Origin of the sequence: Bacillus sp. 95MFCvi2.1 (assembly GCF_000374965.1) — a bacterium.
Lineage (GTDB): Bacteria > Bacillota > Bacilli > Bacillales > Bacillaceae_G > Bacillus_A > Bacillus_A pseudomycoides.
The window spans coordinates 87,137-113,550 of record NZ_KB895704.1 but is presented as its reverse complement, the minus strand read 5'-3'; the positions used below and the strand labels follow the sequence as shown (position 1 = coordinate 113,550).

Sequence of the window (26,414 nt, the reverse complement as noted above, 5' to 3'; positions counted from 1 at the left end):
AAGGGGAACAAGGGGATGACAAACATAGTACAGACAAACAGTATGAAAAAGCTTGTTTGTTTTTATGAAGAATGGCAGAAGCATGGTGATACGGAAAATAGTTTGAAGTTGTTTGAAGTGATTCAAAAATATAAGCAAGAACAGCTTATGATTGCTTTTTGCGGTCACTTTTCTGCTGGAAAATCGACAATGATGAATCACTTATATAAAGCGCAGTTATTACCAACAAGTCCGATTCCGACAAGCGCGAACGTTGTTAAAATTGAAAAGGGACAGGACCGTGTTGTTGTGACAGTGAAATCTGGAGAGCATTATGAATATGATGGTGCATACTCGGCGGAAGAATTGAAACAGCTTTGTAAAAATGGTGATGAAATAATTAGCGTTCATATTTATCGAAATGATGCGCCAATTCCTGATGGCGTTATGCTCGTTGATACACCTGGAATTGATTCAACAGATGATGCGCATCAATTAGCAACAGAATCAACACTGCATCTTGCGGATGTTATTTTTTACATGATGGATTATAACCATGTTCAGTCAGAAGTGAATTTGCAGTTTGTGAAAGAATTAAAGCAGCGTAATAAAACAGTTTATCTTGTTATCAATCAAATCGATAAGCATAAAGAAAATGAGCTATCATTTGAAGATTATAGGCAAAGTGTGAGTCAATCGTTTTCTAACTGGGATATTGAAGTAGATGGTATTTTTTATACTTCTTTACGAATGATGAACCATCCGTATAATGAAATACAAAGATTAGAGAAATTACTTTCTTCGATTATGAAAGAGCGTGAGCAGTATGTGGGCAATGGTATGGAAAGAGAAACGGCATATTTATTACAAGAACATTTTTCATTTATTCTTGCAGAAAATGAAAAACAATTAATGCCCTACCAAAAAGAATTAGCATCACCTCTATCGCTTACAGACGTAATGGAAAAGAAAGAAGAGCTTATTGAAAATAAACGACGTGTGGCTAGTAAAGAATCGGACGTGAAAAATGAATTTATAAAAGGATTGCAAGCAATATTAGACAATGCTTACTTAATGCCATTTGAAATGAGAGAGCTAGCAAATCAATATTTAGAAACGAAGCTAACGAAGTTTAAAGTTGGTTTGCTATTTGCAAAAGGAAAAACAGAGCAAGAAAAACAGCGGCGTTTAGATGCATTTTATTCAGCACTAGGGAAGACCGTTGAAACACAGATTGATTTTCATGTGAAAGAGTTTATTGTGGCTTTCTTAAAAGATGAAGGGATGTTTACAGAAGAAGTCGGAAAAGACATATATGCACTGCGAATTTCTTTTGGTCCAGAATTATTAGCAGAAACCATTAAACAAGGTGCAGGGTTTACAGGAGATTACTTGCTTCTTTATACAGCGGATGTTGCGAATGAGCTGAAGAAACGCTACTTTATGAAAGCACAGCAAATTTTTGAGCAAAGCACGGGCGTTTTACGGAAAAAGATGGAGAAAGAGATTGCTCATATTGAACAAGAAATTGAGCAATATACTATGTTACAGACAGCAAAAGAAACAAAATTACAATATATTGAGGCGTATGATAAATACGAGAATTACTTACAAGGTATTTGGAGCGATCATGTACCGGTGCCAAATGAATTGCAAGTAGAAAAAGTATTACAAGGGAAGAAACAGGTTGTAAATGAGAAGTTTACATTACAAGAACAAGAGGTACAAAGTGATAGTATTTCGTATAAGGAAGAAAATGTAAAAACAACAGCAACATTAAATATTCATCGTATATTAGAACAAGTAAAAGATGCGGAAACAATATTAGAAACTCTTCCTACACTTAAACATTTGCATCAAGAAGTTGTCGGGAAAAGAAAACGTGTTGAAACAAAGCAATTTACAGTAGCGTTATTTGGAGCTTTTAGTGCAGGGAAATCATCATTTGCAAATGCATTGCTTGGTGCGAATGTACTCCCGGTATCACCAAATCCAACAACGGCGACGATTAATCAGATTTTACCGATTACAGAAGACAAACCTCACGGCACAGTAATTGTTCAGTTTAAATCGAAGCAGGCGCTATTAGAAGATATGAAAGCAGTTTATAAATTGTTTCATTATGAAATAAAGACATTTGAAGAAGCGTTATTACAAATAGATACAATCCTACAATACCCGTCACCAAGTGGAAAGCAGAAAACAACATTTAGTTTTTTACGTGCAGTGCAGAGGGGATATCAAGCAGTTTCTAATCATTTGGGAGAACAAGTGCAAGTTACGTTAGAGGAATTCTCTGATTATGTAGCGAATGAAGAGAAATCATGTTTTGTTGAATATATGGAATTATACTATGATTGTGCTTTAACAAGACAAGGCGTTGCACTTGTTGATACACCAGGAGCAGATTCTATTAATGCTCGACATACAGACGTTGCATTCCAATATATTAAAAACGCTGATGCGATTTTATTTGTAACATACTACAATCATGTCTTTTCAAGGGCGGATCGTGAATTTTTAATTCAACTTGGCCGTGTCAAAGATACATTTGCGCTTGATAAAATGTTCTTTTTAATTAACGCAGCGGATTTAGCTCAGTCTGAGGATGAACTTGAAATGGTAAAAGGCTATATAGCAGACCAGCTCCTGCAATACGGTATCCGAAATCCACGTCTATTTGCAATTTCGAGCTTATGTGCACTTGAGGAGAAACAAGGAAAGAGTATTGCAAAAGAAAAGTATGGTATCTTGAAAAATTCGGGGATTACAAAGTTTGAAGAATCATTTACATCCTTTATGATGCGTGATTTAATGCTCGTATCTGTCCATTCTTTATATAGTGCATTGCAAAGTGCTGAGCAGCTTCTTGTAAATATGATACAAGGAGCAAAGCAAGGGAACGATGAGAAAGAAAAACAAATAAAAAAATATGAAGCAGAACGTGAGCAGCTACTTCATATTATTTCATCGTATAGTGTACTTGCAGAAGAGCAAGCGATGCAAAATGAAGTGAAAGAACTGTTATATTATGTGCAGCAACGTCTATTTTTACGTTATAACGATGTGTTTACTGAATTTATTAACCCAGCATCCCTTCGAACAGATGGAAATGTGAAAATTAAGTTGCAAGAATGTCTCATGGAACTTGTAGCCTTTATCCAACATGATTTATTACAGGAAATGCGAGCAACGTCACTACGTCTTGAAAAATGGATGGATGAAGCGATGCAACGTGCAAAAGATGAAATTGCAGTGAAATGTAAGTTGGAAAACGAATCTATTTCTATGAATGGGACAGCAGATTATGAATACCAAGTTATTACGCATAAAGAGCCGTTTCCTTCTATAGAAATAAAGCATTTTAAAAAGGCATTATCTCATTTCAAAAATGAGAAAAGTTTCTTTGAAAAAAATGATAAAGCAACAATGCAGGAAGATACGAAGGAATCACTTGAGCCTGTCGTATCCCAATATGTAGCTGATGAAGAAGAGATATTTATCCAGCATTATAAACAAGAATGGGAATTGAAATGGGACTTATTCAAAAAAGTGATGCAGGAAGATGTTAAGCAATATTATGCAAGTGTATTATTCGCTTTAGCAGAGACAATTGATGTGTCGCTATATGAACAAAGTAAGGAACAATTACAGAAACAGTTAGCAGCAATCGAAAAAGAAATTCATATTTTATAAGCTCTATGAAAAAAAGATTCGTTCAATTTTCTTTTGTAATACAGCATCCAGAGATTTTACGAATCCTGCAAATTCATCTGTAGAAATCATATGAGTCAGAACTAACCGTCTGCCATCTGGTGTTTCACCGCATAAGACGAATGAAGAAAACTCATATGTTTTTCCATCTACAACTAATTTTGGGTGGGAATATGTTCCGTTTTTCTTTTTCTTTCCATCAATCGAGATGACGTTGCATTTTTTCTCATTGTTGTCCATGGTGAATCCCTCCTTTGTATTACTTATGGTAGACAAGGAGGGTTTAGAACAAGAGAGAAAGGGGAAATTTCATGAAAATTGTCATGGAACGTATTTCGCAAGATAAGGCGCCGATGTCATTATTGTTGCTTGCTGATCCCAGTGAGAGGCAAATTAATTCATATTTGAAGAGAGGTCTTTTATATATTGCAAAATATGAAGAAAATGTTATTGGCGTATATGTATTACTTGAAACAAGACCGCAAACAATGGAAATTATGAATATCGCTGTTTCAGAAGAAATACAAGGGCAAGGACTTGGAAAACAGTTATTACAGCATGCAATTGCAACTGCCAAAGAAAAACACATGCATAACCTTGAGGTAGGGACAGGGAATTCTAGTATTTCACAGCTTGCTTTCTATCAAAAATGTGGTTTTCGTATTTTTTCTATTGATTTTGATTACTTTTCGAAGCATTATGAAGAAGAGATTATTGAAAATGGGATTGTATGCCGAGATATGATTCGGCTTACAATAGAACTCTAGTCATTTTCTTATGAAGAATTGGCGAGAAAGTATAAATTATTTAGGGGGAAGAGAAGATGGAAGTACATAAAGCAATTACAGCACATTCTCGTAAACAAAATGAAATTGTGACAACATTTTTACAGTTAGAAGCACAGCGTGAAGCGGCAATTGAAGCAGCAGTAGCACTTGCGTCAAATGGAAAACATTTCTCAGTAGATGCAATTAATATGGTAACGAAGCAAATCAATGCTCTTGCTAAACGAGGTGTTGCACCGCAACGTAAAATTGTAACAGAAGATATGGTTATGGAGTATGTAGGTCGTCTGCAAGAGAAAGAAGGTCGTTAAGCATGATTGTTACAGTCGAATGGTTACGTGATCACATAGAAGATGAACATGTCCGTGTAGTCGATTGTCGTTTTGACTTAGCTGATTCAAATTGGGGACGAAAGCAGTATGAAAAAGAACATATTCCCCATGCATTATATTTTGACTTAAATCTTGATTTATCAAGCGCTGTTACGGAGCATGGTGGTCGTCATCCACTCCCAAGTCTTGAGAATTTTGCCGAAAAGCTTTCTCAGGCTGGTATTGATGAAAATACGACAGTGGTTGCATATGATAGTCAAGCTGGTGCAATGGCTTCGCGTCTATGGTGGCTATTAACATATGTAGGACATCAAAAAGCATATGTGTTAAATGGTGGGTTTCCTGCTTGGAAAGACCAAAATTTATCTACAACAGCTGAAGTTCCAACCATTGAACGGAAAAAATTCATACCGAATGTGCAAGACAACATGCTTGTAACGATGAAAGATGTGAAAGAAAAAATTCGTACAAATGCAGATGTTACGTTAATTGATTCGAGAGAGCCAAAACGTTATGCTGGCGCTGAAGAATCTGTTGATCCTAAAGCTGGTCACATTCCAACAGCAGAAAATTATTTTTGGAAAGATGGAATCACATCGGAAGGTCAGTTCAAAGATAAAGAGGAACAAGAAGATCGTTTCCGCTATCTTAGTAAAGAGAAGGAAACAATCGTCTATTGCGGATCTGGTGTAACAGCATGCCCGAATGTATTAGCGTTACAAACAGCTGGTTTTCGTAACGTGAAGTTATATGCTGGAAGCTGGAGTGATTGGATTTCTTATCCAGAAAACCAAATTGTAAAAGAAGGACAGTAACCTCTTGCATGCAAAAATATTTTGTATTAAAATAAGGTCACAAGCAAGAATTTGCTTCAAAACATTACATTTTACACATTGCATGCAATGTGATAAGATAACGACAAGTAAATAAAACATCCTGCGGTGTACGTAACTTATTTATGTCTAAAACCGATGTTAGTTATACGGAAGCTCAACATTTAGCGACCATCATCAAGCCTTCCATGTGGAGGAAGATGTACGGTAGCTGTGAGGGCATCCACCTGCGAGTAGCGGGTTTTTGGACATTTACGAGGGACGGCACGTGCGGGGGTCTTATTTTAACTAACATTATATAAAATTCCTAAGGTGTACGTAGCTTATGTATGTCTTAAACCAATAAGTATAATACGGAAGTTCAATATTTAAATGTAAACAGCATGCCATCTTTTTAAGAAGGAAGCTGAAAGCATTTATGAGAACATCCACCTGTGAGAGCAGGTTTATGGACATCTAGAGAGAACGGCATGTGTGGGGCTATATAAAAAACCTTACGTTTTATACGTAAGGTTTTTTTTGTTTTAGGAGCCTTTTATCGGGACTATGGAAATGATTAGAATTTGATTGTTACCCCGCATTAACTGTCCGTAAAAGCCCGATTCGTTCAACTAATAATCAGTGGGGGATGAAGAAAACCCCCACTGATTAAAGTTTCACTTTATCTGTGCCCACCTGTAAAATTTCCATAATAAACATAGCACTTTCGGTCTTCATCAATCTCTCTGGAATCTAAGGCGAGTTCCATAAATATTCCGTCTTTTTGAACGTACAAAATATCTGAATGGAGATACGTTAAAATCTCGTCATGGTTCCATACATCTTTACTTTCTATTAAAATTGAATTTGCCTCTTGTAGTTCTCTAATCTCAAAACCTATATGGGAATATGTAGGCTCTGAAGGATCATCGAAGAACGCTTCTTTTTGGACATATAATACTGCTGTTCCATCAGGATCCATCGCGGTCGCTGTTACGACATATGTATCTCCTTCTTTAATGAAATACTCACAAGTCATCCTTGCGACGGTTTCGGAAACAGGAATGTTCGCGTAGCTCCATAGGGCGGGGTATTGTTTCGCTTCATCATTGAGTCGATATTCTAACCGCAATTGTACTCCCTCTTCCTTTTTCTTCTATTTTATCATGAATTCTATTATAATAAAAAAATAATATACAAAGGAGCGTTGGAAAGTGACAAAAACCAAATGGTTAGTAACAGGTGTTCTTACTTCTTTAATGACTAGCACTTTATCTGGATGTACAGAAGATCTCCCTCCAAAACCGAAGGATAAGAGTTGTGCTGATTGGGATTGGGATGATGAACTTGGTGTGTGGCGATGTGATGACAACCGTTCAAGTTATCATGGGCATTATTATTACGGTAGTACATACTATCAAAATAAATCCACCTTCAAAAATTCATCTGAATTTAAGTCCTACCAAGCTTCGTCCAATTTTAAAGGGGGAATTGGAAGCGGTTCAAAGGGTGGATTCGGAGGTTAAATTATGTCGCTTTACATAAAGAAACGAAGTGAATTTTATTCAAGGTTCCCTCACTTTTGGTCTGACTTATACGGGAGTGAGTATAGCCTTTTTCATGTTTTTGAAATAACAGAACAAATAATCCAAGATTTGCAATTAGCAACAGAAAGAATGGGGAAAGTATTTTTTAAGACTGCTAGGCTTCTTCGGACCTTGTCTGACGCTCAGCTTCTTGAATTTGGTTTTCCATCTTCAAGTTTGCCTTTTATTAGAATGAAATCTCTGTTTCCTGAATCTATTATTTCACGGTTTGATTTTGTTTTGAAGGATAGTGGTATCAAAATGCTTGAGTTTAATAGTGATACTCCAACTTTTATCGTGGAATGCTTTCAAATGAATGGAGTGGTTTGTAAAGAATTAGATTATCATGATCCGAATAAGAATCAGGAACGTCTTCTCTCTTCTGGTATCACAAAAGCAGTGATGGAGGCTGCTAAGGGAATAGAAAGTCCAAACGTTGTCTTCACAGCCCATCATGAAAATATAGAGGATTGGAATACGACTGCGTATTTGAGTCAGCTATGTCAGGTTAAAAACAAAATGATGTCAATGCCAGAACTCAGAATTACTGACGATGCTTTGGTCGACAGAGACGGTGTGCCAATTGATATTTTGTATCGTCAGACATATCCTATTGAAGACTTGGTTGAGGACAGGGATCCCAAAACCGGAGATCTTGTAGGGATTGAGCTACTGCAACTTGTAAAGGAAGGAAAGCTCTTTATTATAAATCCTATCTCATCCTTTCTGCTTCAGCCAAAATCGATTCAATGCCTGATTTGGGGATTGGCCGAGGCGGGCGCTTTTTATACAAATGAGGAACGACAATGGATAAAAAAATATATGCTCCCTACTTACCTAGAACAGGATCCTTTTTTAGGGAAAAGTTCTTTTGTTCAAAAGCCTTCGTTCGGTAGAGAAGGCGACACGGTTACAATTCGTGACAAAGACACCCATATTGTTAATCAAAATTCATATCAAACGTATAAAAAAGAACTTCCTGTATTTCAAAAATATATAAAGCTTCCAGTTGTTTCACTTGAGACTGAAAGGGGAAACGAGGAGCTGTCGCATGTGTTTGGATCGTTTTTAATTGCAGGAAAACCAAGTAGTATTGGTATACGTGCCGGTGAAAAAATTACGGGGAATGAATCTTATTATTTACCTGTAGGAATTAAAAAGGAGGATTATAAATGATAAATTTCTTACTTTATTTAGCGATTTCAATCGGTCTTTTATGTATCGGTCTGTTTCTTATGGAAGTGACAACGAAAGTCAAGGAATTTTCGTTAATGGCGAAAGGTAATAAAGCAGCAAGTTATGCACTTGGAGGAAGACTTCTTGGTCTTGCTATTGTTTTGTATTCGACCGCAGCTAATTCTATTTCATTTTTGGATATGGTTTTATGGGGAGCGATTGGAATTTTAGCACAGATTATTGTGTTTTATTTAGCTGAATGGCTCACACCGCGTTTTAATATCAATCAAAGCATCGAAGAAGATAATCAGGCCGTCGGACTTTTCCTTATGTTTTTATCAATTTCCATCGGAATCGTGATTGCTGGGTGTTTAACGTATTGAAAAACCTTGAACTGAAGGTGTTGACATCTATTTTAAATAGGAGTAACATTTTCTATGTAATAAAAAAATAAGTCTCTGTTAGGTGAGGCTCCTGTATAGAGAAATGCTACTGCCCAAAAATGTCGAGAGACGCCAATGGGTCAACAGGAATGATCGAATTAAGGTTTTTCTTAACGTAGCTGGTAATGTACCTATGCTATACAGTGCTAAAACTCGGCGAGGGAGAGGTTCGCAGATTTCTATGTTGATTAGGAATCGCTTATTTACGTATGTAATGACCTTTACTCGCTTATGAGTAAAGGTCTTTTTATTAACAAACTATGACCATTTCCATAGTATAAATACTGACTAACAAATGAAAGAGGAGGTGAGGAGCATGTCAAATTCTGACTCGGTTCCGTTACCCATATACTGCAAAACAAAAATATATGATGTAGGCAGGAAACGACTTGTTCCTCCCTCTATAATTTATCACTAAAATAGCGGGCAGCTTATAGTTATGTGCTGAAATAATTATGAGTTGAGCGTAGACACTTTAACTGAGTTTAGGGATATCCATTGTTAAAGTGAGATAAATTGAGAAACAAAGCGTTTCTTCCTAAGTTGTAAAGGAGGAGACGATAATATGTTATATGTAAATAAACTTGTGGGTAACATGTCTCATAAACAAAGTAAAAGAATGATGAAAGAGCAATCTATGTTAAAACAAAATAAAGACTTGTTAATTGAAATTGCAACAAGAGATGTAAAGTCTGTATTTGCTTATTTTAAAACGACAAGAGATGGTCTTTCTATTAAAGAAGCGCAGAAACGCATGCATGTGTACGGGAAAAATGAATTACCTTCAAAAAGAGCAATTCTTTTTGATGTAATGATGAAATTATGTGAAATGCTCCCTGGATTTACAAAGCAACGTGTTCATAATCAAAATCAGTGTGAGATTGTAATGGTTACTGTTTCTAGGATAGAAGGATGTACAACTGCGGAGATGAATAGCGAATCAAAAATAATGAAACTTCCAGTTGAGGAGCTAGTTCCCGGGGATATGATTTTTCTTTCAGCAGGTGATACAGTTCCAGCTGATGTACGTATTATTTTTGCAGAGGATTTGTTAGTAAATGAATCGGTGCTAACAGGGAAAGAAACGAATGTAGAGAAATTTGAAAGCTGTTATCATCTTGAACGCAAACGTTTTATTCCGTTAAAACGAATGAAAGATTACAATCCACTTCAACTTGAAAATGTATGTTTTAAAGGCACACATGTTGTAAATGGAACTGCGAAGGCTGTGGTCGTTTCAACAGGTAAAAACACGTATTCTGGATTGCTTCATACATGCTGTAGTCAAACATGTTAAACTATTAATGGTGCTAAATATATGAAAACATTGTATAATAGATAAAGTTGAACAGAAACGTAGAATGGTAATCTATTTATATAACCTTACGTGATAACGTGAGGTTATTATTTTTTGTTAGTAGGAGAGGAATTATGAAAAAAGTATTGTTAGTTGATGGCATGGCACTATTATTTCGTGCCTTTTACGCAACAAGTGTTTACGGCCAATTTATGAAACGACAAGATGGTACCCCAACAAACGGGATTCATGGTTATATGAAACATTTATTAACAGCGGCGCAAGCGATTGAACCGACGCATATTGTAACGTGCTGGGATATGGGAAGTACGACATTCCGAACAGAATCTTTCTCAAACTATAAAGCAAATCGTGCAGCACCACCAGAAGAATTGATTCCGCAATTTGATCTCGTGCAAGAGATGACATCGAAGTTATCTATTCCTGTAATTGGACTGAAAGGCTATGAGGCTGATGACTGTATTGGTACGTTGGCAAAAGAATACGCTAGTGAGGCAGAAGTATATATTTTAACAGGCGATACAGATTTATTACAGCTTGTTGATACAAATGTTAGGGTAATGCTTCTTCGTAAGGGGATCGGAAACTATGAGTATTATACGCCAGAGAAGATTATGGAAGAAAAAGGCGTAGAGCCTTGGCAAATCGTTCATGCCAAAGCGTTTATGGGAGACACGAGTGATAATTATCCAGGTGTAAAAGGAATTGGCGAAAAGACGGCATATAAACTAATTCAAGAACACGGAACCGTAGCGGCAGTATTAGAAAATATAGCGGCATTAACAAAAGCACAGCGTACAAAAATTGAAAATGATTTGGAGAATTTAAACATATCATTACAATTAGCACAAATTCATTGTGAAGTTCCGATTTCATGCTCGCTAGAAGAAGGACTGCATACAATTGATGAAGAGAAAGTACGATTTGTTTGCGACCAAATGAACTGGGGAAGACCTGAAATATTTATAAATATGCTGTAAAAGCAATGCTAGAGAGATTGCTTACCACTATAGATAACGTCTGATCAAATATATTTTGATTAGGCGTTATTTTTTATGTGATTTCTTTTAATCGATAAAGTTATCAGAAAAAATACTTAGTTTTCATTTGGAATTCAAATAGATTTCACACGAATCTTTTATTATAAGACTACACAGATAATTACTTATCTTTTATATAAATGATCCTTTGATAAGTTATTTGTAATAGTGAAGGAGGAAATTAAATATGCGAAAAAAAATACGAAAATCATTTAAACAATTATTGATAGAGAATAAACAATTATTATTAAGCGATAAAGAGAATATAAGAGAAATAGAAGAAAAAATCGAAAAAAGGCATGTATCATATCGTGTATCAAGTAACTGAATAAGATAAAAAAATTATGTAAAATCCCTTCATTTATGATTCGAAGGGGTTTTATTTATATATGGATCATACTTAAGAGCGGGGTTGTAACGGAGAAAGAAGGGGAATGAAATGAGTGAGTTAATAGAAAAGGTGGCGTTACAATTAATTCTTTCTGTTCCATCAAAAAAACAAAGGATCGTTAACGAAAAATTCAAGTTACTAAGAAAACAAAAGTGGTTTCAAGATAAATATGATACCACTGTGATGTTTCAACCAGAGGTAAGAGAGTGTATTATGAAATACGATATTGAAAAGATGTTAAAAAGTGATTTAGAAATTATGATATTTCAGAAAGAATTGAATGGAATATTGATAAAGTAATTTGTTATCCCGCTATTCGGGGCAGTAAGACCCCCACCTCAAAATTCAGCGAAAGCAAAGAAGTCAGGTGGGGGATTAACTGCGCGCAAATGCCTGATTGGTGAAGGCTAATAATCAGTGGGGATGAAGAAGTCCCCTCCTGATTAAAGTTTCATTTTATTAAATCACGAACTCTCCCTTCTGAAAAAAGGTTTTTTAAGAGCATACGCTGTATATAGTTATTATTTACTTCTTTAAAAAATTGATAGCTAAGGAGGAATAATAATGAAAGCGATTACTGAAGGTGTGCTGTTATGGGAGCCATCACAGCAACAAATAGAAAGCTCAGGTGTCAGTCTTTTCATGAAATGGCTCAAACAAGAGAAGGGGCTATCTTTTGGAAATCAAACGGAACTATGGAAATGGTCTGTTGAAGAACTTGAAGCGTTCTGGAAAAGTATTTGGAATTATTGCGAAGTTATTTCTACTACACCGTATCATCAAGTTTTAGAATCAAGAAAGATGCCCGGGGCAAAATGGTTCCCGGGTGCTACTTTAAATTATGCGGAACATATTTTTCGAAATGCAAGAAAAAATAAACCGGCAGTAATTTTTCAATCAGAAACCACTCCGAGAACAGAATTAAGCTGGAAAGAACTTCAGGAAAAGACAGCGATGGTGGCCAATTCTCTAAAGGAATTAGGGGTTAAACCAGGAGATCGTGTTGTGGCTTATATGCCTAACGTTCCTGAAACTATAATTGCTTTTTTAGCATGTGCCAGCATTGGAGCGGTTTGGTCCAGCTGTTCTCCTGATTTCGGGACAAATACTGTTATTGATCGATTTAAACAAATTGAACCGACAATTTTATTTGCAGTCGACGGGTATTCCTATAATAGTAAAATTCAGAATAGAATAACAAATGTTTCGGAAATTCAATCGAGCCTACCTACCTTAAAGCAGACAGTTTTAATCCCTTATGTTGGCAGTAATGATTCTGAATTGAATAATCGTACAATGTATTGGAATGACCTATTGCGAGGAGATTGTGATCTTGTTTTCGAAAAGGTCCCATTTGATCATCCTCTTTGGATTTTATTTTCTTCTGGAACGACAGGGTTGCCAAAGCCAATTGTACAAAGTCAAGGTGGAATATTATTAGAACAGCTTAAGACATTATTAGTTGAGCAAGGTGTTAACCGAGATGATGTGTTTTTTTGGTTTACAACGACAGGGTGGATGATGTGGAATCTTTTAGTGGGTGGTCTTTTAGCTGGAGGTACAATTGTTTTATATGACGGCAGCCCATCTTATCCTAGTATACATAGATTATGGGATCTTGCCGAAGAAGTTGGTGTGACTTTCTTTGGTACAAGTGCCGGTTTCCTAAGTGCATGTATGAAATTTGGGATTAAGCCGAAAGAAAGAAACAGTTTTTCTAAGTTAAAGGCTATTTGTTCAACTGGTTCACCTCTACCTGTGGAAGGGTTTTTATGGATATATGAAAATGTGAAAACAGATGTATGGCTTGTTTCGACCAGTGGAGGAACTGATGTATGTACTGCATTTGTTGGTGGCTCTCCTATATTGCCTGTTTATGCAGGTGAAATACAAACTCGTTCTTTAGGTGCAAACGTACAATCATTTGATGATGAAGGGAATTCGATTACTAATGAAGTTGGAGAGTTGGTTATAACTTCTCCAATGCCATCTATGCCTATATATTTATGGGGAGATGAGAATAATAAGCGTTATCTTGAAAGTTATTTTGAGATGTATCCAGGGATTTGGAGACATGGTGATTGGATTAAATTTGATGATAAAGGCAGCTGTGTCATTTTCGGGCGATCAGACTCTACGATCAATCGGCTAGGGGTACGTCTAGGGACGAGCGAAATCTATCGTGTAGTTGAGTCCCTGGATGCCATTATAGAGAGTTTAGTAGTGGATTTAGAGCTCCTTGGACGTAGATCATTTATGCCGCTATTTGTGGTATTAAAACCTGAAGTAAATATGAGTGATAACTTAAAAGAAACAATAAGAGCTGAAATAAAACAAAAAGTTTCGCCTCGGTTTGCCCCTGACGAAATTTACGTAGTAGAGCAAATTCCGAAAACATTGAGTGGAAAAAAACTAGAAGTCCCAATTCGCAAAATTCTATTAGGATTTCCGGCAGAAAAGGTAGTCAATCAAGGTTCAATGGCGAATCCTGAATCATTAAGCTTTTTTATGGATTTAGCACGAATTATCAATAAGCAAGAATAATAGAGTTCTTCCTTATTTATCCTGCTATTCGTGGGCAGTAAGATCTTCACCTCAAGATTCAAAGAAAAACGAGGAAGGTAGGTGGGGATCGGGCTGCCCGTAAAAAAACGATTGGTGAGGGCTAATAATCAGTGGTGGATGAAGAAAACCCCCACTGATTAAAGTTTCAAAGGAGTTGTATTGAGACATTCATTTATGGAATATAGAAGGAGGGTAGATAGTGATTGCAATAGAGAGAATTCAGGGAAATGATATACCGCATCTTATAAATTTATCTGAATCAGTTGGATGGGATTATAGCTCAGAAGAAATTAAAACAATTGTTAATTCTGGAATTATATATGGTGGGAAAAATAAGCAAGGTGAAATAATCGCTAGTGCAGCTATCATCCTATATGGAGAGAAACTAGCATCTATTGGTATGGTTATTGTACATCCTCAGTATAAAGGAAAGGGGATTGGATGGAAAATTACAGAGGTTTGTATAAGAAGTGTTTCAGAAAAGACATCGATTATGCTTATTGCTACAGAAGAAGGAAGACCTTTATATGAGAGATTAGGTTTTCAAGTGGTTAGTCATGTTTCAAAGTATATATGTAATCAGTATGTAACTCCTAAAGATTACGATAGAAATGAGCAACATATTTTTATGGATTATGATAAGGGAGATAGTAATTGGATTGTGAAGTTAGATGAAGCCGCTTTCGGGGTAAATAGAAGTAATTTTATACAGAGAAGAATTGAACAATCTGAGCAATGTATAGTTGTAAAAGACAAAGAAAATTATATTGTGGGATATGGAATGAGCGTACAAACTCCAGAAAATAGAATTATAGGATCAATTGTCGCGCCGAATGATCATATCGCAACTACAATTGTTCATCATTTGGCAAAAGATTATAAAGGAAAGCTTAGAATTGATGTACCAGAAGGAAAAGAATTTTTTATGACAGTGCTCGAGACAGCTGGATTTCAAAAGGTAAATCAACCACCAATTATGTTGAAAAACAGCACTCAATTTTTGAAAAGAAATGGTGAATTATATGGAATTGCTGCACAGATATTTGGATGAAAAAGATTCCTTTTTTAAAAGGAATCTTTTTAATTTATAAATGTGATTTTTCTATTCTCGATATTGATTATGAATAGGGGAAAATAGATCTTCTTCGACATCTCTAACAACAGAAAAATGATCCACATTATAATGACCATGTAGTGTTTTATTATGATGTTCAATAATTTTTTTGGCTGATAAAATCGTAGAATCATTCGTGGAATGCCCATTTTTAATTAAAGTGACATCAAATCCCTGTACAGTTGCTGTTCTAACGGCAGTATCAATACAATGCTCTGTTTTGCAGCCGCCTATAACGAGATGACCAATTTCTTTCTCTTTTAAAATGGCGTGTAAAGAGGTGTTATAAAATGAATTGGTTGCTTGTTTGTCTATGATTTGTGCTGCATGCGGAATTCTGAGTTCCTCATGTACTTGAAATCCTTTCCCCATACCAGAAGCAACATCAGTATCTCTGACGAAAATAATAAGAGCATTGGATTGAATTGCTTTTTGAATGGCTATATTTATGTTCGTTAGTAATTGCTCTTTATGAAATACTGCAGATTCTTGCTCGTTTCCATCAATAAGTTCTTGTTGAGCATCAATAATTAATAGAGCTTGTTTCATTATATTTCTCCTTTTTATTTCGTGATTTGTAGGTAATAAGTTTGTCTCGATGTTTAGAATATAGATAGAGAGACAGGTACGGAATAAAGAAAATTCCCGTTGATTAAAGTTACACTTTATTTATTTCGTGATGCTGTACATGAATCCTTTTTATATAAGGGAATTATTTCATTTTCTTTATTGATCTTCACATCATGTAATACCTTACAATATAACCAAGGAGAGAAAGTGAAAATTAGTGAAGTATTTAGTGTTGTTTTTATCTTTTAGGAAATCAAGAAATCTAAGAGAGATTGTCAAAGAAAATTCATTCTCATAAAGCCTAAAAAAATGTATGATAGGAAGTGGAGAATTTTTTGGTAGGTGGGAACAGCATGCAAACGGTACAAGAATATCTTTCATTCTTACACACAAAAGGATTTAAATTATCAGAGGACGCACAAGGGTTTATTATGTTTGGTCAAGGGTATACTGGTGCGTCGGATGGGATTGTGAATGCAGCGATTGAGGCAACAATTAAACATCAACTACAATTTGATGGTAGTTATTTTATCGCTTTATTGGAGCGTTTGAAGGAAGAGGAAATTACTGATAAAAAAAGCGCAAAGGCTTTTATGTGGACGTTACAAGCGTAACATCACGCAGCCTGCGCTTCTTTTTTTGCTTTTGAAGGAAGTTCAACGAAGATCATGCCTAAGAAAATACAAAGGCAACCAAGTACTGTGGGAATAGAAAGTTGTTCGTTTGCGACAAGAACACCTGTTAATGCAGCAAAGACAGGTTCCATTGCGAAAATAATGGCAACTCTTGTTGGAGAGGTGTGTTTTTGCGCAGCTGTTTGAATAAAAAAAGCGATGGATGTTGCGAACACGGATGTTGCAAGTAGAGCAAATAAAAAAGCAGAATTCGTCCATAAAGAGATTGAAAATAACTTTTTCCAGTCCTCGAATAAAAAAGCACAGATAGAAGAGAAAATTCCAACAGATAATACTTGAGATGTGCTTAATAATAAAGGGGATATTTTTTTAGAAAAGACTCCGTTAATGAGAATATGGGCTGCAAAAGCAATTGCACAGCCGAGAACAAGTATATCACCAATATTCAATTGAAAAGAATCACCAGCGGTTAGTAAATATAAGCCTGCTGTTGCAGCAGTAATGCCAAGTATGATAAAAGGTGTAACTCTTTGTTTTAAAAAGATAAATGAAAGAATCGGAACCATAACAATGCTGAGTCCAGTTAAAAATCCTGCTTTAGAAGAAGTGGTATAGAGTAATCCAAATGTTTGTAATAAATAACCGATAAATAAGAAGAATCCGATAATTAAACCAGCAATGCTACTATGTTGAACTTCTTGTTTTGAAGTTTTTTTCGAGAATATAAATTGGACAAATAATAAAATGATTCCAGCAAATAAAAAGCGAATACCATTAAAAGTAAATGGCCCAACAAATGACATTGCATTTTGAACGACAACAAATGTGGCTCCCCAAATAAAGGAGACAAATAATAAAGCGAGAGGAGCAATCCATCCTTTTTTCACACTAAAACCCCCATTAATTTTGTAAAATGGCTTTTCTTGCTAATTCATCGGCAACTTTGTTTTGACTATTTGGAATCCACTTTATAAAGAAAAGATCAAAGCTTTTGATGTACGCTAGTGCTTCTTCTAAAAGTGGTGCATACGTTTTGTTTTTTGCATATTCTTTTTCTACAGCACGTTCAACAAGCTGTGAATCTGTGCGAAAAGATACAATGCTATAATTATGTTCCATGCAATATTTTAATGCGACCAGTAATGCATGATATTCAGCTTCATGGTTGGACATGATTCCAAGTGGCAGTGATAATTGCACAGGTGGCTGCACACCTTTAATAAAAACCCCAGCACCAGAAGGACCTGGATTTCCCTTTGATGCACCATCAATATATACTTCAATCAAAATTGAATACCTCCATTATTATATAGCGTTAGCTGATAGTAATCACCCCGCCTAAAAACTTCTAGGGGCGGGGGATAGAATATGAAAAATGTACTTTATCCAATTGTAATGCTGTAGCGACATGTAAACGTTTCATTTGCTTGTAAGGATTGTACGCCTTTTTTCTCTTTGAAATCTTTAGCTGGTTCTACTTCATCAGCAATTCCATACCACGGTTCGATACATAAGAAAGGAGCGTCATTTCCTAGTGTCCACACACCAACGAATGGGAAACCTTCAAATGCTACTTTTACAAACTTATTATGTTTATGAGAGCGAATCGAAATTTCATTTGTATTCATATTTTCAAAAATAAGGGCATCATTTTTGAATAAATCGTATGTAAGTGGTAATTCTGTCTTGTTTTCAACCATTAGTTGTTTTTCTTTTGAAAGAAATGGTCCTTTTAGAACGTTTGTTTCTAAATGTTCAGGGCCATTAAATGATAAATGGTAATCTGTAAATGATTCACCTTCTATTAAAGGACAATTGAAGCCTGGATGTGCTCCGATAGAAAAGAACATTTCTTTTGAAGTAGGGTTGATAACTTCATAAGTAACATGTATATTTTGCTCGTCTAGTTCATAAGAAACACGTAACTCAAATTCGTACGGATATTTTTGTAAAGTTTCTTGATTACTAGTGACTGCATAAGTAATTTTTGTTTCACTTTGCTCTTTTACTGAAAATGTAAGATCGCGAGCGAAGCCGTGCTGTGTTAATGAATAAGGTTTACCATCTACATAATATATATTGTCCACTAATCTACCGACAATTGGGAATAAAATTGGTGCACGGCGCCCCCAATAGTTAGGATTTCCTTGCCACATATATTCTGCGTTGTCTTCTTTTAAGCGAACGCTTTGTAACTCTGCACCTTTTTCAGAGATGGAAACGATCACTTTTTCATTTTGAATTGTTGCTGTCATGAAGTGAAACCTCCTAAATCTTTCATATTCTTTATTATACGTGGTCTATAAGAAAAAGGGTAGTGGATGGTAGGAATCTATTGACGAATGGTTTGCTATTGCGTACAATATAAAATTGTTGTTTAAAAACGAATCACGTGGTTCGAAACCATCCCACGTAAAAAAACTAAGGAGATTTTGTCATGAATATAAAAACATTAGTTGGTAATGGTATTTTAGCAGCATTATATATTGCTGTTTCAGCACTTATTCAGCCGTTTGGCTTTACGAATGTACAATTTCGTATTTCGGAGATGTTTAATCATCTCGTTGTATTTAATAAGAAATCAATTTATGGAATTGTCTTAGGGGTATTTTTAACAAATCTCTTTTTCTCACCTATGATTGCGTATGATTTAGTATTTGGAGTGGGGCAATCCATTCTTGCACTTCTTGCTACTATTATTTCCATGCGTTTTATTAAGGGTGTTTGGGCGCGCATGATTTTTAATACAGTTATCTTTACAGTTACAATGTTTATGATAGCGATTGAACTTCATCTTGCATTCGATCTGCCATTTTTATTTACATGGCTTACATGTGCAGCTGGTGAATTTGTCGTGATGGCAATTGGTATGCCTGTTATGTATTGGATTAATAAACGAGTGCAATTTGAAAAGGTGATGTAATAAATAAAGAGGCTGAACCAAATCGAAAGGATTGGGTAGCCTCTTTATTTGTATATAAGTAAGTTCTCTCAGTATATCTAATAGCAGTAAAGAAACCGAGATTCAGAAAAAAATTGCATTTGTTGGATTAGGAACTTTAATGATTGTGATGTTAGAATTAATAGTTTTTTCATTACTATAACACGTGTCTGAATTTTCTTTTTTGTTTTCGAAGAGGATAAGGGCTAAATCTAAGTTAGTATTTCTATAAGTAATCGCTTTATCCCGATTTGTGAGGACTGATTAAAGTTTCATTTTATCCCGCATTAACGGGCAGTAAGACCCCTACCTCAAGATCCAGAGAGAAATGAGGAAGATAGGTGGGGGATAACTGCTCGTAAAAGCCCGATTGGTTCAACTAACCATCAGTGGGGGATGAAGCTCCTCTAATCATACAGACTCTCCCCTTTCTTGTGAGTTAGGAGAGCAATCTAAGTTAAGTTCAGTTCAGATAATGGTAGTTACTTACAATATGATTTGATTCATTCGCATATAATACTGTGACTCTTGGTAAAATATAATAAAATAAAAATATGAAGTCTTATATAAGGGGAAAATAGTATGAAGTATAAAATGAATTGGTTGTATAAAACAAAACATGGTCTTCAAACAGAATTAATAACAGATTATATGAGTATGGAAGAAGCTCTCCAATTTGCAGTGGATTTTGAGAAAACGGGAAGAGTAAAAGAACTCGTATTTTACGATGAAATGGGCGCGGAATGGACGCTGAAAGAAATGAAAAAATTGAGTAAACAAGTGGAAGAAGATCCGCAAGAAATTCGCATTTACTTTGATGGAGGGTATGACATCGAAACGAAAGAGGCGGGACTTGGAATATGCGTGTACTATAAAAAAGGGAAAAAAGTGTATCGTGTTCGTCGAAATGCTTACATAGAAGGTATATATGATAATAATGAGGCAGAGTATGCAGCGCTATTATATGGAATGGATGTATTAGAAGAATTAGGAATCAAATATGAATCAGTTACGCTTCACGGTGATTCTCAAGTCGTACTTCAGCAATTAGCTGGACAGTGGCCATGCTATGATGAACATTTGAATCACTATTTAGATCAAATTGAACAAAAAGCAAAGCAAATGAAATTGAAGCTTGTCTGTGAGCCAGTAACAAGAAAACAAAATAAAGAAGCACATCAATTGGCCGCGCAAGCATTGGAAGGGACACCGATCGATAGTCATAAGGAAGTAACAGAATAGAGAGGTGCACTGGTGAATAAGAAGCAGCTCATTATAGAGGTAAATGATTTATTAGAGACGTATTGTGAAGGATGTTTTTTACAAGAACACTATAGAAAAACACAAAGTAAGTACTATGCCCATTCTTTTTGTATTCGGCAATGCACAGTGGGAGCGAAGTTAAAAGAATATGGCAATCAATTATCATAAAAAACATCCAGAGGTAGCTCTGGATGTTTTTTTAATGCTTAGCCTCTTTCAATTGGTGTTCGCATAGGCTTAGTTTTTTTTCTTCATTCATTAAGAAAGGCTCGTCTAAATCTGTTGCAACAGATTTCATTGTTTCAAGCTGAGAGCGTGCAGATTCTACTGCAGTTGTCGCATGCTGCAGTGATTCAGGATCCATTGTAATTGTTGCAGAACCTACCATTTTTTGTGCTGTTTCTACGCGGAATTTTACTTCTTCAAAATCATTTACATGTGAACCCATTGTCGATTCCTCCTTTGTATTCTGTCACATTTCACATAGTTTTTACTCTGCAAAAAGGAAATATACAAAGGAATAACAAAGGAGGTTACCAAATAAGGTAACCTCCTGTTATATGTTGGATTAAAGTTTTACTACGTTAGCAGCTTGTGGTCCACGGTTTCCTTCAACGATGTCGAAAGATACTTCTTGACCTTCTTCTAAAGCTTTGTAGCCTTCGCCTTGAATAGCTGTGAAATGTACGAATACATCGTCAGCACCTTCAATTTCGATAAATCCAAAACCTTTTTCGTTGTTAAACCATTTTACTTTTCCTTGCATGTTACAATTCCTCCTAAAAAACGATTACTTTTTCATTTAGTGAAGTTCATTTGAAATATTTGTGAATTCATAAAACTGAAAATGCTATATTATCGAATATTCTGCTAAATGATATTTTAAATATACACGAAATGGTAGATTTTAGTCAAGTAAGCGGTTTTATATTTTTGTATTTTCAAATAATTTTTTACACAAGTTTCTAAAATGGTATAGGACAACTTATATTCTTAATATGCTTAAATGAATGCTGTACATAATGAGGTGAGAGAATGAGTAAGTCTTATTTGTTAGATAATCAAGAAATTAAAACTAGGAGTGATATACCAAGTTGGGTTTCAAAAGAATTTGAGAATTTTTCTAATGTTGTATTAGAGCCAACTTTTCCGTGCTATTTTGGCTTAACGGCCTTAAAGAAAAATGAACTTCGTTACTCGTTTTTATCTCAGGATGATTGGAGTCATTTACCCAAGACTCTGTTTTCTTTTTTACAGTTAATGAATGAGCGACCAGTTGTAAGAAGAGGTTTTTTTCTTTTTGTTGAGCCAGAGTGTGAAGAAAGATCGCTCGAATATTACCGCATGTACTTTTGGAGAGTGCTACAATATTTACATGAAAAGGATGAACAGCCATGGCCAGAGCAAATTCCAAAAAATCCAGATCATTACTTATGGGAGTTTTCATTTGGTGGGGAGCCGATGTTTGCATTTGGGAATGCTCCTGCCTATAAACAGAGAAAAACGAGGCATTTAGGAAATTCGCTCATTATAGGATTTCAGCCACGGATCATATTTGATGGATTAGAAGGAGATCGACCGAAAGGGGCATATTCCAGACAAACGGTTAGAGAACGAGTGGAAAAGTGGGATCAGCTGCCGAAACATCCCAATATTAGTCACTATGGTGATCCGAATCATCAGGAATGGAAACAATATTTTATTGGAGATGACATCGAACCAATCGAAGGAAAATGTCCATTTCATCATAAAGTACTAAAATGAAAGCCATCATTAAGGATGGCTTTTTTGCATATTTTGGATAAAAAAGGGCATTTTATATATGTATATTTTTTATAAAAGTTAGTCTATTTTTAGTACTGTTTACATTAGCTAATAGTAAAATGATATAGAAAGGATAGAGCGATGTTTGGAGCAATTATACAGCAATTTATACTAGGAATTTCACTAGCGGCACCAGTAGGGCCAATTAATATTGAAATGTTAAAAAGAGGGATCGAACGTGGGTTTTGGCATGCTTGGCTTGTTGGGATAGGAGGCATGAGTGCAGATATTTTATTTATGCTGCTTATTTACTTTGGATTATCTTCTGTATTTATGTATACATATGTACAAGCATTTATGTATTGTATAGGTTTTTTCTTATTGTTTTATTTAGGATTTCAAAGTGTAAAACAAGGAATTTCACATTCAAATATGGAATATAAACAAGAAGAGGTAGGTGGACTTCGTCAATCCTTTATGGCAGGATTTTTAATTGCGGTATCTAATCCGTTAAATCTTGTCTTTTGGTTTGGTGTATATGGGAGTACGCTTAATTCACTGCTCACGAAAGTAACAAAACAAGAGGCCTTTTTATATAGTCTTTGCATAATTGGTGGCATTATTTTATGGAATTTAAATATTGCCTTTTCTGTTCATTTTGGACGCACAGTGCTTAAACCAAAGGTACTCGGTTATATTACAGCGGGAGCTGGTTTTATCTTAGTCGGGTATTCGATTCATTTTGCGTATAAAGCTTTACAGTTGTTCATATAAGATTGAAGGGGAGATTTTTATGTATCGAACCACAGTTAATGGAAAAGAAATTATCATTACATTAGCACCAAAAATTCGAAAAGAAATAACGGATAGGGACCCTTTATATGAGGCCGTTCTTCAAACTGTTGAAAGACTACTTCAAACAAAGCAGCCAACATTTGCTGTAAATCATACAATACTGGGACTGATTATTGGAGAGGTACAGGGAGGTGAAGTAACTGTCTTTGCAGTTGAACACATTATACCGAAACAAAATATATTTGGTTCGCAAAATTTTTTCTCTACAATAGAACAGCGAGCAAATTTGTGAGTAAAAGAGAATAAGATAGATAGAATGAAAACAGTCGTAACGATATGTTATGGCTGTTTTTTCTAAGAAAGGGGATAGGATGAATGAAAAGGGTGATGAAGGAGTTCTTTTTCCAACATGATATTGTGATTATGTTTGGAGTATTTATATTGTTTATCATTATTTTGAAAATGCAATTATTTACAGGGGTGGCGATTTTATCATGTCTTGCGGGAATCGTTTTTTATACAATCAATGAGTATATAACACATCGGTTTTTATTTCATATGAAACCTCCTAAAAATGTTAAAGAGATTACATTATGATCACCATGTGTACCCGGATGATTTAAAGCTATTATTTTTACCAGTATGGTATAGCATGACAGGATTTGCAATTTATTTGTTCATTCTGTATGGACTTACAAGTAATATAACGATTACATTTTCATTTGGAATTGGGATGATTATCATGTTGCTCGTCTATGAATGGAAACATTACATAGCGCATAGACCAATCCGTCCTTTGACTGGTTTTGGTAGATGGCTAAAAAAAACAACATATTTTGCATCATTATAAAAATGAAAATTATTGGTTTGGTGTGTCGAATCCAGTTTATGATTTCTTATTTGGAACTTATAAAAACGGAAAAGATGTTGAATTAAGTAGGACGGCACGTAACTTAGAAAAAGAGAAGGACAAGAAAGTGGTGCGATGAGCACTTCTTTTTATTTTAAAAAAATATATTAAAAAATTAGGAAAATATGACGAAAAATGTCTATCGAAAAATCTTTGCAGAGGAGAAGAGATTGTCTAAAATAAATGTAAGTTTCTGAATATTTATAAAATTTAGTTTTTGGTTTATGAGGGGGAATTTTATTTAAGGATTGAAGGAAAGGGGAGAGGACAAATGAAACGAGAGAGTTCAGCACGTAAGTTGCAAAGTGAGGTAAATTATACAGAAGTCGTCCAGTCAGCGGAATTTCAAGCATTGCTAGAAAAGAAGCGAAAGTTTATTGTTCCGATGAGCATTTTCTTTTTAAGCTTTTTTATTGCTCTGCCGCTTTTGACTTCTTATTCAAAAGTGTTGAATACACCAGCGTTTGGAGATGTTACATGGGCGTGGATCTTTGCTTTTACACAATTTGTTATGACGTGGTCGTTATGTATGATGTATAACAAAAAAGCGGAATCGTTCGACAAGACTTCGCAAAAAATTCTTCAAGATATACAAAAAGGGAGGGGATAAATTTGAACGTAACGGCGTTTGCACTTTTTTTAATTATCGTTCTTGGTACGCTCGTCATTACATATTTTGCATCGAAAAAGACGAAAAATGCGAGCGAGTTTTATACGGCAGGAGGAGGCTTAACTGGGTGGCAAAATGGTTTGGCCATTGCGGGAGATTATATGTCAGCTGCTTCTTTTTTAGGGATTGCAGGCGCAATCGCATTAACTGGATTTGATGGTTTCTTTTATAGCATAGGCTTTCTTGTTGCCTATTTAGTTGTATTATATCTGGTTGCTGAACCGCTTAGAAACTTAGGGAAATATACATTAGCTGATATGATCGCAGCACGTTTTGATGCGAGAAAAGTGCGCGGAGTTGCAGCTTTAAATACGATGACGATTTCAATTTTCTATATGATTGCACAGCTTGTGGGAGCAGGAGCACTTATTAAATTATTATTAGGGATTGAATATACGACATCCGTCTTAATTGTTGGAACGTTAATGACGGTGTATGTGATTTTTGGAGGTATGACAGCGACGAGTTGGGTGCAAATTGTAAAAGCTGTCTTGCTAATGGCAGGGACATTTATTATTTCAGTAATTGTATTTGCTAAATTTAATTTTAGCGTGACAGAAATGTTTGCGCAGATGAAAACGGCAACACCTCTAAAAGAGGCATTTTTAAATCCAGGTGTGAAATATAAAAATGGATTAGATACGATTTCTTTAAATTTAGGTCTTGTTTTAGGAACAGCTGGTTTACCTCATATTCTTGTTCGCTTTTTCACTGTTCGTGACGCGAAAACAGCACGTCAGTCTGTTGTATATGCAACGTGGTTAATTGGTGCATTTTATATTATGACCATTTTCCTAGGTTTTGGTGCAGCTGCATTTGTAGGGAATGCTGCAATTATTCAGGCAAATCCAGCTGGTAATATGGCAGCACCTTTATTAGCAAAAGCACTTGGGGGAGATTTCTTATTTGCATTCGTTTCTGCAATTGCATTCGCGACGATTTTAGCCGTTGTAGCTGGTTTAGTTTTAACAGCCGCTTCAGCTTTCGCACATGATTTCTATAATGAAATTATTCGCCGAGGAAAATCAACAGAAAAAGAGCAGGTGTCCATGGCACGCTATGCATCAATTGGTGTAGCTGTATTATCTATTATTTTAGCGTTATTTGCTCAAACGTTAAATGTTGCGTTTCTAGTGTCGTTAGCATTTGCGGTTGCTGCAAGTGCTAACTTACCAGTGATTTTGTTTACAATTTATTGGAAACGTTTTAATACAACAGGAGCAATTTGTGGAATGGTTGTTGGGTTAGTATCAGCTATCGTATTAGTGGCACTAAGCCCGAATGTTTGGAATCCTGAAGCTGGGAAAGCAATCTTTGTTGGAAAAGCATTATTCCCTTATACAACACCTGGAATTATTTCTATTCCACTTGGATTTTTAGCAGCGTATTTAGGGACAATCTTTTCAAGTAAGAAAGAAGATGCAGCGAAGTTCGATGAAATCCTTGTTAAATCTAACACAGGTCATGGAGTTAGTGACGTGTCTGCGCATTAAGAAGAAAGAGAGCTTTCCAGTTGCTTGGAGAGCTCTTTTGTTTTGTAATGTTGCTTGAAAATATTACTCGGCAGTCGGTAGGATTTATTTTGTTCATGTGGAATGAAAATAAATAGGG

The 26,414-nt window shown here is 35.5% G+C and carries 31 protein-coding genes, 2 other RNA genes, 1 pseudogene and 2 riboswitches; of the genes and pseudogenes, 26 read left to right on the top strand and 8 right to left on the bottom strand.

From position 1 onward, the window contains the following. Window positions 1–15 precede the first annotated feature (15 nt). Complete coding sequence (locus tag C568_RS0119750) at window positions 16–3,675, top strand: dynamin family protein (protein WP_018782521.1); 3,660 nt, start codon at window positions 16–18, stop codon at window positions 3,673–3,675. A 3-nt stretch (window positions 3,676–3,678) separates the two neighbouring features. Here the strand turns inward: C568_RS0119750 and C568_RS0119745 are convergent, their stop codons facing one another. Beyond that, the gene (locus C568_RS0119745; protein WP_000369734.1) at window positions 3,679–3,933 is read right to left on the bottom strand and encodes a DUF3931 domain-containing protein; all 255 of its coding nucleotides are present in this window, start codon (window positions 3,931–3,933) and stop codon (window positions 3,679–3,681) included. A 71-nt stretch (window positions 3,934–4,004) separates the two neighbouring features. Between C568_RS0119745 and C568_RS0119740 the strand changes: the two genes are divergently transcribed. From C568_RS0119740 to ssrS (C568_RS33305), 5 genes are all read left to right on the top strand, one after another. Beyond that, on the top strand, window positions 4,005–4,460 hold the full coding sequence (locus C568_RS0119740; RefSeq protein WP_018764311.1) for a GNAT family N-acetyltransferase: 456 nt from the start codon (window positions 4,005–4,007) through the stop codon (window positions 4,458–4,460). A 56-nt stretch (window positions 4,461–4,516) separates the two neighbouring features. Next, on the top strand, window positions 4,517–4,789 hold the full coding sequence (locus C568_RS0119735) for a DUF2533 family protein (protein WP_003196439.1): 273 nt from the start codon (window positions 4,517–4,519) through the stop codon (window positions 4,787–4,789). Window positions 4,790–4,791: 2 nt separating this feature from the next. Continuing rightward, window positions 4,792–5,625: a sulfurtransferase gene (locus tag C568_RS0119730; RefSeq protein WP_006094333.1), complete on the top strand. Its 834-nt coding sequence runs from the start codon at window positions 4,792–4,794 to the stop codon at window positions 5,623–5,625. Window positions 5,626–5,740: 115 nt separating this feature from the next. Beyond that, a non-coding RNA gene (ssrS, locus tag C568_RS33310) (6S RNA) lies at window positions 5,741–5,923 on the top strand. Window positions 5,924–5,944: 21 nt separating this feature from the next. Next, window positions 5,945–6,128: non-coding RNA, 6S RNA (ssrS, locus tag C568_RS33305), on the top strand. Between the two features lie 176 nt (window positions 6,129–6,304). Here ssrS (C568_RS33305) and C568_RS0119725 read toward each other — a convergent pair. Next, window positions 6,305–6,754 (bottom strand): hypothetical protein, encoded by a 450-nt coding sequence (locus C568_RS0119725; RefSeq protein WP_018764313.1) that lies wholly within the window; start codon window positions 6,752–6,754, stop codon window positions 6,305–6,307. A gap of 82 nt (window positions 6,755–6,836) precedes the next feature. Here C568_RS0119725 and C568_RS0119720 point away from each other — a divergent pair, with 82 nt between their 5' ends. The 9 genes from C568_RS0119720 (at window position 6,837) to C568_RS0119680 (ending at window position 15,192) form a co-directional block, all read left to right on the top strand. Then, window positions 6,837–7,148, top strand: coding sequence for a hypothetical protein (locus C568_RS0119720; RefSeq protein WP_003196444.1), 312 nt, complete (start codon window positions 6,837–6,839; stop codon window positions 7,146–7,148). 3 nt (window positions 7,149–7,151) lie between these two features. Beyond that, the gene (locus C568_RS0119715) at window positions 7,152–8,384 is read left to right on the top strand and encodes a glutathionylspermidine synthase family protein (RefSeq protein ID WP_018782520.1); all 1,233 of its coding nucleotides are present in this window, start codon (window positions 7,152–7,154) and stop codon (window positions 8,382–8,384) included. Next, a complete protein-coding gene (locus C568_RS0119710) occupies window positions 8,381–8,767 on the top strand; it encodes a DUF350 domain-containing protein (RefSeq protein ID WP_018764315.1) in 387 nt (128 codons plus the stop codon). The genes C568_RS0119715 and C568_RS0119710 overlap by 4 nt, the downstream gene beginning before the upstream one ends. A gap of 67 nt (window positions 8,768–8,834) precedes the next feature. Next, window positions 8,835–8,998, top strand: a riboswitch (M-box (ykoK) riboswitch). Window positions 8,999–9,392: 394 nt separating this feature from the next. Beyond that, window positions 9,393–10,124, top strand: a complete 732-nt coding sequence (locus C568_RS0119705) for a P-type ATPase (protein WP_006094336.1) — start codon at window positions 9,393–9,395, stop codon at window positions 10,122–10,124. A 134-nt stretch (window positions 10,125–10,258) separates the two neighbouring features. Beyond that, window positions 10,259–11,125 (top strand): 5'-3' exonuclease, encoded by an 867-nt coding sequence (locus C568_RS0119700; RefSeq protein WP_018782519.1) that lies wholly within the window; start codon window positions 10,259–10,261, stop codon window positions 11,123–11,125. A 247-nt stretch (window positions 11,126–11,372) separates the two neighbouring features. Continuing rightward, the gene (locus C568_RS33300) at window positions 11,373–11,513 is read left to right on the top strand and encodes an FbpB family small basic protein (RefSeq protein WP_006094338.1); all 141 of its coding nucleotides are present in this window, start codon (window positions 11,373–11,375) and stop codon (window positions 11,511–11,513) included. Window positions 11,514–11,624: 111 nt separating this feature from the next. Beyond that, window positions 11,625–11,876, top strand: a complete 252-nt coding sequence (locus C568_RS0119690) for a hypothetical protein (protein WP_018782518.1) — start codon at window positions 11,625–11,627, stop codon at window positions 11,874–11,876. A 264-nt stretch (window positions 11,877–12,140) separates the two neighbouring features. Continuing rightward, entirely contained in the window at window positions 12,141–14,120 is a 1,980-nt protein-coding gene (locus C568_RS0119685; RefSeq protein ID WP_018782517.1) for an acetoacetate--CoA ligase, read from the top strand. A gap of 220 nt (window positions 14,121–14,340) precedes the next feature. Further along, window positions 14,341–15,192, top strand: a complete 852-nt coding sequence (locus tag C568_RS0119680) for a GNAT family N-acetyltransferase (protein ID WP_018782516.1) — start codon at window positions 14,341–14,343, stop codon at window positions 15,190–15,192. A 51-nt stretch (window positions 15,193–15,243) separates the two neighbouring features. Here C568_RS0119680 and C568_RS0119675 read toward each other — a convergent pair whose 3' ends face one another. After that, window positions 15,244–15,804 (bottom strand): cysteine hydrolase family protein, encoded by a 561-nt coding sequence (locus C568_RS0119675; RefSeq protein ID WP_003196473.1) that lies wholly within the window; start codon window positions 15,802–15,804, stop codon window positions 15,244–15,246. 99 nt (window positions 15,805–15,903) lie between these two features. Between C568_RS0119675 and C568_RS35640 the strand changes: the two genes are divergently transcribed. Beyond that, a complete protein-coding gene (locus C568_RS35640) occupies window positions 15,904–16,074 on the top strand; it encodes a hypothetical protein (protein ID WP_003196475.1) in 171 nt (56 codons plus the stop codon). Between the two features lie 104 nt (window positions 16,075–16,178). Continuing rightward, on the top strand, window positions 16,179–16,439 hold the full coding sequence (locus C568_RS0119665) for a DUF6123 family protein (RefSeq protein ID WP_003196477.1): 261 nt from the start codon (window positions 16,179–16,181) through the stop codon (window positions 16,437–16,439). Window positions 16,440–16,441: 2 nt separating this feature from the next. On the opposite strand, the gene C568_RS0119660 is transcribed toward C568_RS0119665, so the two are convergent. From C568_RS0119660 to C568_RS0119650, 3 genes are all read right to left on the bottom strand, one after another. Further along, window positions 16,442–17,347 carry a DMT family transporter gene (locus tag C568_RS0119660; RefSeq protein ID WP_003196479.1) on the bottom strand — a complete coding sequence of 302 codons (906 nt, stop codon included), beginning with the start codon at window positions 17,345–17,347 and terminating at the stop codon, window positions 16,442–16,444. 13 nt (window positions 17,348–17,360) lie between these two features. After that, entirely contained in the window at window positions 17,361–17,747 is a 387-nt protein-coding gene (locus C568_RS0119655; RefSeq protein ID WP_003196481.1) for a reverse transcriptase-like protein, read from the bottom strand. 95 nt (window positions 17,748–17,842) lie between these two features. Continuing rightward, window positions 17,843–18,715 (bottom strand): aldose 1-epimerase family protein, encoded by an 873-nt coding sequence (locus C568_RS0119650; protein ID WP_018782515.1) that lies wholly within the window; start codon window positions 18,713–18,715, stop codon window positions 17,843–17,845. A 131-nt stretch (window positions 18,716–18,846) separates the two neighbouring features. Continuing rightward, a riboswitch (PreQ1 riboswitch) is annotated at window positions 18,847–18,891 on the top strand. Window positions 18,892–18,897: 6 nt separating this feature from the next. Between C568_RS0119650 and C568_RS0119645 the strand changes: the two genes are divergently transcribed. From C568_RS0119645 to C568_RS33295, 3 genes are all read left to right on the top strand, one after another. Further along, a complete protein-coding gene (locus C568_RS0119645) occupies window positions 18,898–19,383 on the top strand; it encodes a QueT transporter family protein (protein ID WP_003196485.1) in 486 nt (161 codons plus the stop codon). Between the two features lie 600 nt (window positions 19,384–19,983). After that, window positions 19,984–20,643 (top strand): ribonuclease H family protein, encoded by a 660-nt coding sequence (locus C568_RS0119640; protein ID WP_006094345.1) that lies wholly within the window; start codon window positions 19,984–19,986, stop codon window positions 20,641–20,643. Window positions 20,644–20,655: 12 nt separating this feature from the next. After that, window positions 20,656–20,832: a zinc-finger domain-containing protein gene (locus C568_RS33295; protein WP_003196489.1), complete on the top strand. Its 177-nt coding sequence runs from the start codon at window positions 20,656–20,658 to the stop codon at window positions 20,830–20,832. Window positions 20,833–20,863: 31 nt separating this feature from the next. On the opposite strand, the gene C568_RS0119630 is transcribed toward C568_RS33295, so the two are convergent. Next, window positions 20,864–21,112, bottom strand: coding sequence for a DUF2564 family protein (locus C568_RS0119630; RefSeq protein WP_003206638.1), 249 nt, complete (start codon window positions 21,110–21,112; stop codon window positions 20,864–20,866). Window positions 21,113–21,232: 120 nt separating this feature from the next. Then, window positions 21,233–21,430 carry a cold shock-like protein CspB gene (cspB, locus tag C568_RS0119625; RefSeq protein WP_003196492.1) on the bottom strand — a complete coding sequence of 66 codons (198 nt, stop codon included), beginning with the start codon at window positions 21,428–21,430 and terminating at the stop codon, window positions 21,233–21,235. A 269-nt stretch (window positions 21,431–21,699) separates the two neighbouring features. Between cspB and C568_RS0119620 the strand changes: the two genes are divergently transcribed. The 6 genes and pseudogenes from C568_RS0119620 to C568_RS0119595 all read left to right on the top strand — a co-directional run bounded on the left by C568_RS0119620 (window position 21,700) and on the right by C568_RS0119595 (window position 26,296). Beyond that, window positions 21,700–22,428, top strand: a complete 729-nt coding sequence (locus tag C568_RS0119620; RefSeq protein WP_003196494.1) for a YqcI/YcgG family protein — start codon at window positions 21,700–21,702, stop codon at window positions 22,426–22,428. 141 nt (window positions 22,429–22,569) lie between these two features. Beyond that, the gene (locus C568_RS0119615) at window positions 22,570–23,202 is read left to right on the top strand and encodes a LysE family transporter (RefSeq protein WP_018782514.1); all 633 of its coding nucleotides are present in this window, start codon (window positions 22,570–22,572) and stop codon (window positions 23,200–23,202) included. A gap of 19 nt (window positions 23,203–23,221) precedes the next feature. Continuing rightward, window positions 23,222–23,515: a hypothetical protein gene (locus tag C568_RS0119610; protein ID WP_018782513.1), complete on the top strand. Its 294-nt coding sequence runs from the start codon at window positions 23,222–23,224 to the stop codon at window positions 23,513–23,515. An 83-nt stretch (window positions 23,516–23,598) separates the two neighbouring features. Next, a pseudogene (locus C568_RS35635) lies at window positions 23,599–24,212 on the top strand (sterol desaturase family protein). A 192-nt stretch (window positions 24,213–24,404) separates the two neighbouring features. Beyond that, window positions 24,405–24,743 (top strand): DUF485 domain-containing protein, encoded by a 339-nt coding sequence (locus C568_RS0119600; RefSeq protein ID WP_018764329.1) that lies wholly within the window; start codon window positions 24,405–24,407, stop codon window positions 24,741–24,743. Between the two features lie 2 nt (window positions 24,744–24,745). Next, a complete protein-coding gene (locus tag C568_RS0119595) occupies window positions 24,746–26,296 on the top strand; it encodes a solute symporter family protein (protein ID WP_003196504.1) in 1,551 nt (516 codons plus the stop codon). The last annotated feature ends 118 nt before the right edge of the window (window positions 26,297–26,414 follow it).

What these genes read in the sequence shown, in the direction of transcription:
- C568_RS0119750 (WP_018782521.1), top strand. Translation starts at nt 16, where the DNA reads ATGACAAACATAGTACAGACAAACAGTATGAAAAAGCTTGTTTGTTTT.
- C568_RS0119745 (WP_000369734.1), bottom strand. Translation starts at nt 3,933, where the DNA reads ATGGACAACAATGAGAAAAAATGCAACGTCATCTCGATTGATGGAAAG.
- C568_RS0119740 (WP_018764311.1), top strand. Translation starts at nt 4,005, where the DNA reads ATGAAAATTGTCATGGAACGTATTTCGCAAGATAAGGCGCCGATGTCA.
- C568_RS0119735 (WP_003196439.1), top strand. Translation starts at nt 4,517, where the DNA reads ATGGAAGTACATAAAGCAATTACAGCACATTCTCGTAAACAAAATGAA.
- C568_RS0119730 (WP_006094333.1), top strand. Translation starts at nt 4,792, where the DNA reads ATGATTGTTACAGTCGAATGGTTACGTGATCACATAGAAGATGAACAT.
- C568_RS0119715 (WP_018782520.1), top strand. Translation starts at nt 7,152, where the DNA reads ATGTCGCTTTACATAAAGAAACGAAGTGAATTTTATTCAAGGTTCCCT.
- C568_RS0119710 (WP_018764315.1), top strand. Translation starts at nt 8,381, where the DNA reads ATGATAAATTTCTTACTTTATTTAGCGATTTCAATCGGTCTTTTATGT.
- C568_RS0119705 (WP_006094336.1), top strand. Translation starts at nt 9,393, where the DNA reads ATGTTATATGTAAATAAACTTGTGGGTAACATGTCTCATAAACAAAGT.
- C568_RS0119700 (WP_018782519.1), top strand. Translation starts at nt 10,259, where the DNA reads ATGAAAAAAGTATTGTTAGTTGATGGCATGGCACTATTATTTCGTGCC.
- C568_RS33300 (WP_006094338.1), top strand. Translation starts at nt 11,373, where the DNA reads ATGCGAAAAAAAATACGAAAATCATTTAAACAATTATTGATAGAGAAT.
- C568_RS0119690 (WP_018782518.1), top strand. Translation starts at nt 11,625, where the DNA reads ATGAGTGAGTTAATAGAAAAGGTGGCGTTACAATTAATTCTTTCTGTT.
- C568_RS0119685 (WP_018782517.1), top strand. Translation starts at nt 12,141, where the DNA reads ATGAAAGCGATTACTGAAGGTGTGCTGTTATGGGAGCCATCACAGCAA.
- C568_RS0119675 (WP_003196473.1), bottom strand. Translation starts at nt 15,804, where the DNA reads ATGAAACAAGCTCTATTAATTATTGATGCTCAACAAGAACTTATTGAT.
- C568_RS0119665 (WP_003196477.1), top strand. Translation starts at nt 16,179, where the DNA reads ATGCAAACGGTACAAGAATATCTTTCATTCTTACACACAAAAGGATTT.
- C568_RS0119650 (WP_018782515.1), bottom strand. Translation starts at nt 18,715, where the DNA reads ATGACAGCAACAATTCAAAATGAAAAAGTGATCGTTTCCATCTCTGAA.
- C568_RS0119645 (WP_003196485.1), top strand. Translation starts at nt 18,898, where the DNA reads ATGAATATAAAAACATTAGTTGGTAATGGTATTTTAGCAGCATTATAT.
- C568_RS0119640 (WP_006094345.1), top strand. Translation starts at nt 19,984, where the DNA reads ATGAAGTATAAAATGAATTGGTTGTATAAAACAAAACATGGTCTTCAA.
- C568_RS0119630 (WP_003206638.1), bottom strand. Translation starts at nt 21,112, where the DNA reads ATGGGTTCACATGTAAATGATTTTGAAGAAGTAAAATTCCGCGTAGAA.
- cspB (WP_003196492.1), bottom strand. Translation starts at nt 21,430, where the DNA reads ATGCAAGGAAAAGTAAAATGGTTTAACAACGAAAAAGGTTTTGGATTT.
- C568_RS0119620 (WP_003196494.1), top strand. Translation starts at nt 21,700, where the DNA reads ATGAGTAAGTCTTATTTGTTAGATAATCAAGAAATTAAAACTAGGAGT.
- C568_RS0119615 (WP_018782514.1), top strand. Translation starts at nt 22,570, where the DNA reads ATGTTTGGAGCAATTATACAGCAATTTATACTAGGAATTTCACTAGCG.
- C568_RS0119610 (WP_018782513.1), top strand. Translation starts at nt 23,222, where the DNA reads ATGTATCGAACCACAGTTAATGGAAAAGAAATTATCATTACATTAGCA.
- C568_RS0119600 (WP_018764329.1), top strand. Translation starts at nt 24,405, where the DNA reads ATGAAACGAGAGAGTTCAGCACGTAAGTTGCAAAGTGAGGTAAATTAT.